The sequence below is a fragment of the Streptomyces solincola genome (assembly GCF_002982015.1).
In the GTDB taxonomy this organism is placed as follows: domain Bacteria; phylum Actinomycetota; class Actinomycetes; order Streptomycetales; family Streptomycetaceae; genus Streptomyces; species Streptomyces solincola.
This window is the reverse complement of sequence record NZ_PVLV01000327.1, coordinates 1-6,100: the sequence shown is the minus strand read 5'-3', so window position 1 is coordinate 6,100 and position 6,100 is coordinate 1. Positions and strand designations below refer to the sequence as shown.

The following is a 6,100-nucleotide window of genomic DNA, read 5'->3' as shown; positions in this document are numbered from 1 at the left end:
GGGCTGGTGGCGGGTGCGGGCCGCCGGGCTGGCGGCTGCGGGCGGGGATACGGGCCGGGGTGCGGGTCCGGTGGCGGTCGCGGGTGTCAGACCGCCAGGCCGGCGGCGTCCGAGACGCGTTCGGCTCCCACCGGCCGCGCCGGAAGGGCTCCGGCCGCCGGGTGTCCGGCTCCGGCCGGCTCCGGGAGACGGGCTTCGGCCGCCGGATGCCCGCCCGCGGGGGGTTCTGCCCGCGTGCCGGTCGGCGCGGGCACGGGCGTGGGAGCTTCCGTCCGCTCGGGTCCGGCCGCGGCAGCTTCGGCCCGTCCGGGCGCGGCCGCCGCTCGCCGTCGCGGCGGGTCCGGCGCGAACAGCTCCCCGGCCGGGCGGATCAGGGCCCCGTGCCGGGCGGCCCGGCGCAGGGCCGCGGCGCGGCGCTCGGCGGTCAGGTCGGCGACCGCGTCGGACGCCAGGCAGGCCGTGAAGCCGTGGCCGAGCGCGTCCGCCGCGGTGAGCACCGTGTGCTCGGCGAGCAGCCCGCACAGCACCAGTTGGTCGCGGCCGAGGGTGCGCAGCACCCGGGCGAGCCGGCTGCCGAGGAAGGCGTTGGGCCGGGCGTGGTCCACCAGGTACTCGCCGACGCGCGGCTCCAGCGGCCCGGGTGGCGGTCCGCCGGCCGGGCCGGGCCCGGGCGCGGGGCGGCGCTCGACGCCGTGCACCACGGGGACGCCCAGCGCGCCGGCCCGGTCGCGCAGCAGCCGTACCGAGGCGAGGAGTTCGCCGGTGCACGGGCCGGGCAGCAGCTCGGGCAGGTCCCGCTGGAGGCCGAGCACGACCAGGGCGGCCCGGGCCGGGTCGGGGAGCGCGGCCGCCGGGGGCGGCGGTAGGCCGTCCCCTCCCGGTACGGGGTGCGGCACGGCGGTCGGCGGACCCATACGTCTCCTCGCTGATGGCACGGCGGACGGTCGGCCGGCGCGCACTGCACCGGCCCCGAAGGCTTAGCTTAGGCTAGCCTAAGTTCACTCGATCGGGGGATGGGGCTCCGCCCCGCGCTCCGACCGGCGCCGCCCCGACCCGGCGTCAGGAGCGGTCTCCCGCCGACGACGTGGCGGCGCCGTCGGGCCGCCGCCGCGCGTATGCCCCCGGCGTCGAGCCGAAGTGGCGGCGGAAGGCCAGGATGTAGCCGTTGGTGGAGACGAAACCCACCCGCGAGGCGACCGTGCCGACCAGCAGGCCCTGCGCCAGAAGGTCCAGCGACCGGTTGAGCCGCACCCGGGTGCGCCACTCGGAGAACGCCAGCCCGGTCTCCGCCCGGAACGCCCGGCGCAGACTGGTGGAGCTGACGTACAGGCTCTCCGCCCACTCGGTCGCGGTGCGCGGGTCGTGCGGGCGGCGCAGCAGCTCCCCGGCGACCGCCCGGGCCGCGCCGCTGACCGGCTGCGGCAGCGGCAGGCAGTCCCGCCGCCCGGCGGTCAGCGCGGCGAACACCCGGGCGCAGTCCGGCTCCGGATGCGAGCTGCGGGTGCGCGCCAGCAGCAGCCTGCGCTGGGCCTCGCCCACGTTGACCCGGGTGGCCCGGGCGTACGGCAGCCGGTGGTGGACGCCGAAGTCCTCGGCGATGACCAGGGAGTCGGGGTCGAACCGGGCGCTGTGCGCCACGCCGGCCGGCACCCACAGCGCCACCGCCGGCGACAACTCGTGGTCCCGGCCGTCCGCGCTGACCGTGATCCGGCCCACCGGCGCGTACAGGAACTGGTGGAAGTCGTGCACATGGACGCCGTGCCCGCCGGCCGCCACCTGGCACTCGCCGGGCCGCTCGGCCTCCCGCGCCCCGCCGCGTACGCCGCCGGGCGCTCCGTACGCCTGATGAGCCGCATGCCGCACCATGCCGGCCAACCCCCTTGAAACGGAGGGGCCGGCAGCCCGGCCCCTGAGTGTGAACACTCCGACCCCTGGTTGGATCGGCGGCACTAAGGTTAGGGTAACCTAACTGGCTGTTGCGACTCGTGAGGAGCCGAGGAAACCTTTATGACCGACACGTCCCCACCGGTGACGTCCCTTCCGCCACCGGCACGGACCCGCTCCTCGCGCGGCGCGACCGTGGCCGTGCTGGCCGCCGTCGCGCTGGCCGCCACCCTCGTCGCCGGCATCGCGCTCGGCGCGCGCGACATCTCCCCGGGCGACGTCGTCAGCGTGCTGCTGCACCCCGGCGGCCAGAGCTACGACTCCCACGTGCTGTGGACCGACCGCATCCCGCGGACCTTCCTCGGCCTGCTGGTCGGCGCGGCCCTCGGAGCCTCCGGACTCATCATGCAGGCGCTCACCATGAACCCGCTGTCCGATCCCGGCATCCTCGGCGTCGAGCAGGGCGCCTCGCTCTTCGTCGTCCTCGGCATCCTGTTCCTCGGAGTCACCGGCGTCCAGGGCTACTTCTGGCTCGCGCTGGCCGGCTCGGCCTGCGCCGCCGCCCTCGTCTACCTCATCGGCACCCGCACCAACACCGGCTCCACCACCATCGGACTGGTCCTCGCGGGCGTCGCCATGGGCGCGGTGATGTCCTCCGTCATCACCCTGCTCGTCGTCCGCGACCGGGTCGCCTTCGCCCATCTGCGGGCCTGGTCGGTCGGCCAGCTCACCGGCCGCGCCGAAGCACTCGGCCAGATCCTGCCGTTCGCGATCGCCGGCCTGCTGCTCGCGCTCACCCTCGGCCGCTCCCTCAACGTCCTCGGCCTCGGCGATGAGGCCGCCCGCGGACTGGGCGTCAAGGTCGAGCGCGCCCGCCTCACCGCGGCCGCCGTCGCCGTGCTGCTGTGCGCCGCCGCCACCGCCGCCATCGGCCCCGTCGCCTTCGTCGGACTGGTCGGCGCGCACGTCGCCCGGATGCTCGTCGGCGCCGACCACCGCTGGTCGCTGCCGGTCGCCATGGCCACCGGCGCGGTGCTGCTCACCGTCTCCGACACCGCCGGCCGGCTCGTCCTCGACCACGGCGAGATCCAGGTCGGCGTGATGACCGCCATCGTCGGCACCCCCTTCTTCGTGTGGCTCGCCCGCCGCCGCGACCTGGTGCGGGTGTGATGACCGTCCTCGACGCCCGGGCCACCGCCCCGGACACCGCCGCCGCGCCCGCGCTCGCCGCCGTCGCCCGACTGCGCGCCGCCCGCCGCGCCCGCAACCGGCGCACGGCGCTGGTCGGCGCCGGCCTCGTCGCCCTGCTGCTCGCGTTCACCGCCGCCGCCCTGCTGATCGACCTCGACGGCGTCCCGGCCGGCGAGGTACTGCCCGCCGCCCTCGGCCTGCGCGACGGCCTCGCCGACTACCTGGTCTTCCAGTTGCGGATGCCCCGCACCCTGGCCGCGCTGCTCGCCGGCGCCCTCTTCGGCCTGGCCGGCGCGCTCTACCAGCGCCTCATCCGCAACCCGCTGGCCACCCCCGACATCGTCGGCATCTCCGCCGGCGCGAGCGCCGGAGCCGCCACCGTGCTGCTGCTGGCCCCCGCCGCGTACGTCGTCGGCGCACCGGTCGCCGCCATCGCCGGCTCCTTCGTGCTGGTCGCCGCCGTCCAGGCGCTGAGCTGGCGCGGCGGCCAGGTCGACACCTACCGGCTGATCCTGGTCGGCATCGGGCTGAGCGCGGTGTGCGTCGCCTACACCAACTACCTGTTCACCGTCGCCGACGCCAACGCCCTGGCCGTCGCCATGCGCTGGACCATCGGCTCCACCAACGCCGCCGACTGGGACGGCGTCACCACCCTGGCCGCCGGCCTCGCCTGCTGCCTGCCGCTCGCCGTGTGGCTCAACCGCTCGCTCACCGCCATGGCGCTCGGCGACCAGTTGGCCACCGGCCTGGGCGCCCGCGTCAACCCGGCCCGCGTCGCCGTGCTGCTGCTCGGCGCGGCGGCCGCCGCCCTGGCCACCAGCGTCGTCGGCCCCATCGGCTTCGTCTCCCTCATCAGCGGCCCCATCGCCGTCTGGCTGGTGGGAGCCGAGCGCTCGGTGCTGCTCGCCGCGCCGGTCGGCGCCGCCATCGTCATCGGCGCCGACGTGCTCGCGCTGCACGCCCCCCTGATCAGCCCGGTGCCCACCGGGGTCCTCACCGCGCTGCTGGGCGCGCCCTACTTCGTCTGGCTGATCCTTCGGCGCGGACAGGGAGCCTCCTCGTGACACACCCACTCCAGGCCCGCGCCATCGCCGCCGGCTACGGCAAGCACCGGGTCATCGACGGACTGGACGTCGAGATCGCCGCCGGGAAGATCACCGCCCTGGTCGGCCCCAACGCCTGCGGCAAGTCCACCCTGCTGAAGTCCATCGCCCGGCTGCTGCCGCTGGCCGCCGGCTCGGTGCTCCTCGAGGGCAGCGACATCCACGCCATGCCCACCCGGGAGGTGGCCCGCCGGCTCGGCATCCTTCCGCAGTCGCCGATCGCCCCCGAGTCCATCACCGTCGGCGACCTGGTCTGGCGCGGCCGCCACCCGCACCGCCGGTTCGGCGAGCGCCGCACCGAGACCGACGACGTCCTCATCGCCGAGGCGCTCGCCGCCACCGGCACCGCCGAACTCGTCGACCGCCCGGTCGACCAGCTCTCCGGCGGCCAGCGCCAACGCGTCTGGATCGCGCTCGCACTGGCCCAGGACACCCCCACGCTTCTGCTGGACGAGCCCACCACCTACCTGGACATCGCCCACCAGATCGAGGTCATGGACCTGCTCGCCGACCTCAACGAGAAGGCCGGCAAGACCATCGTCCTCGTCTCCCACGACCTCAACCAGGCAGCCCTGTACGCCTCCGTCATCGTCGCCATGCGCGACGGCCGGATCGTCCGCCAGGGCACGCCGGACGAGGTACTCGACGCCCGCACCGTCGCCGACGTCTTCGGCCTCGACTGCGTCGTCGTACCCCACCCTCGCACGGACCGGCCGCAGATCTTCCCGCTCGGCCGCCGTCACGCACCACAGGAGAACCACTGACATGAACGCCTTCGCCAGACCCGCCCGCGTGCTGCTCGCGGCGGCCGCCGCCGTCACCCTCGTCGCGGGCTGCGGCACGGAGGCCGAGCCGGCCAAGGAGGCCGCCGGCGACAAGGGCGGCTCCTCGGCCGGCGCCTTCCCCGTCAGCCTCACCAACGCCTGGGGCGCCGCCAAGGTCGAGAAGAAGCCGGTCAAGGTCGCCACCGTCTCCGACGGCGACACCTCCATCGCGCTCGCCCTCGGCATCGTCCCGGTCATCACCCCCGACGTCGAGGACGGTTCGCCCTTCCCCGAGTACAAGCAGCAGGCCCTGGACAAGCTCGGGGGCGGCAAGCCGAAGACGTTCGACGACACCGACGGCACCGACTTCGAGGCCATCGCCGCCGCCCAGCCCGACGTCATCCTGGGCATGAACACCTGGCAGATGGACAAGGAGTACGCCAAGCTCGCGCCCGTCGCCCCCGTCGTCACCTACGCCGAGAAGGAGCAGGCCGACACCCTGACCTGGCAGGAGCGGCTGAAGACGGCCGCCAAGGCGCTCGGCCTGGAGAAGAAGGCCGACGAGGTCATCGCCGCCAACGACAAGGCGCTGGCCGACGCCGCCAAGGCGCACCCCGAGTTCAAGGGCAAGACCTACACCTACGCGGTCGTCCACCCCGAGCAGCTCAGCTACGCCTCCTTCGCCGCCCAGGACCCCGGCGTCTTCGAGGCGCTCGGCTTCCGCAAGGCGCCCAACGCCAAGAACTACACCCCCAACAAGAACGCCGTCTCGCTGGAGAACCTCGACGAGCTCGAGGCCGACATCCTGCTGATGACCTACCCGTTCGGTGACAACGGCCTGCTCAGCGCCGACGAGCTGGAGAAGAACAAGCTCTACCAGTCGCTGAAGGTCGTCAAGGGCAACCACGACACCGTCGTCCCCTCCGACAACGGCCTCGCCGTCGCCATGGCCTACCCCGACGCGCTCAGCGCCTCCTGGGTCGTCGAGAACCTGACCCCCATCCTGGCCAAGGCCGTCGCCGGCAAGTGACCCGACCGGCGTCCGCGCGAGCACACCGTGACGCCGTGACGCCGAGCGCGCGGCGGGCGGTGAGCGTCACGGCGTAGGCCTCGCCGCCCGCCGCGCGCTCGGCGTCACGGCGTCACGGTGTGCTCGCG

The 6,100-nt window shown here is 74.8% G+C and carries 6 protein-coding genes; 4 read left to right on the top strand and 2 right to left on the bottom strand.

Annotation, left to right across the window (positions count from 1 at the left end):
* Positions 1–86: 86 nt before the first annotated feature.
* Both C6N75_RS20635 and C6N75_RS20630 read right to left on the bottom strand, forming a co-directional pair.
* Complete coding sequence (locus C6N75_RS20635; RefSeq protein WP_105870400.1) at positions 87–914, bottom strand: isochorismatase family protein; 828 nt, start codon at positions 912–914, stop codon at positions 87–89.
* A gap of 145 nt (positions 915–1,059) precedes the next feature.
* Positions 1,060–1,866 carry a helix-turn-helix transcriptional regulator gene (locus C6N75_RS20630; protein ID WP_105870399.1) on the bottom strand — a complete coding sequence of 269 codons (807 nt, stop codon included), beginning with the start codon at positions 1,864–1,866 and terminating at the stop codon, positions 1,060–1,062.
* Between the two features lie 141 nt (positions 1,867–2,007).
* Between C6N75_RS20630 and C6N75_RS20625 the strand changes: the two genes are divergently transcribed.
* From C6N75_RS20625 to C6N75_RS20610, 4 genes are read left to right on the top strand one after another with little or no spacing between them, the layout of a single operon-like run.
* Positions 2,008–3,054 (top strand): FecCD family ABC transporter permease, encoded by a 1,047-nt coding sequence (locus C6N75_RS20625; RefSeq protein WP_105870398.1) that lies wholly within the window; start codon positions 2,008–2,010, stop codon positions 3,052–3,054.
* Positions 3,054–4,139: a FecCD family ABC transporter permease gene (locus C6N75_RS20620; protein WP_105870397.1), complete on the top strand. Its 1,086-nt coding sequence runs from the start codon at positions 3,054–3,056 to the stop codon at positions 4,137–4,139. Before C6N75_RS20625 ends, C6N75_RS20620 begins: the two co-directional genes overlap by 1 nt.
* Positions 4,136–4,942, top strand: coding sequence for an ABC transporter ATP-binding protein (locus C6N75_RS20615; RefSeq protein WP_105870396.1), 807 nt, complete (start codon positions 4,136–4,138; stop codon positions 4,940–4,942). The genes C6N75_RS20620 and C6N75_RS20615 overlap by 4 nt, the downstream gene beginning before the upstream one ends.
* Position 4,943: 1 nt before the next feature.
* On the top strand, positions 4,944–5,972 hold the full coding sequence (locus C6N75_RS20610) for an ABC transporter substrate-binding protein (protein WP_105870395.1): 1,029 nt from the start codon (positions 4,944–4,946) through the stop codon (positions 5,970–5,972).
* Positions 5,973–6,100 lie beyond the last annotated feature (128 nt).

Bases quoted from the DNA above. Each gene is read 5' to 3' on its own strand.
- C6N75_RS20635 (WP_105870400.1), bottom strand. From the start codon at position 914: ATGGGTCCGCCGACCGCCGTGCCGCACCCCGTACCGGGAGGGGACGGC.
- C6N75_RS20630 (WP_105870399.1), bottom strand. From the start codon at position 1,866: ATGGTGCGGCATGCGGCTCATCAGGCGTACGGAGCGCCCGGCGGCGTA.
- C6N75_RS20625 (WP_105870398.1), top strand. From the start codon at position 2,008: ATGACCGACACGTCCCCACCGGTGACGTCCCTTCCGCCACCGGCACGG.
- C6N75_RS20620 (WP_105870397.1), top strand. From the start codon at position 3,054: ATGACCGTCCTCGACGCCCGGGCCACCGCCCCGGACACCGCCGCCGCG.
- C6N75_RS20610 (WP_105870395.1), top strand. From the start codon at position 4,944: ATGAACGCCTTCGCCAGACCCGCCCGCGTGCTGCTCGCGGCGGCCGCC.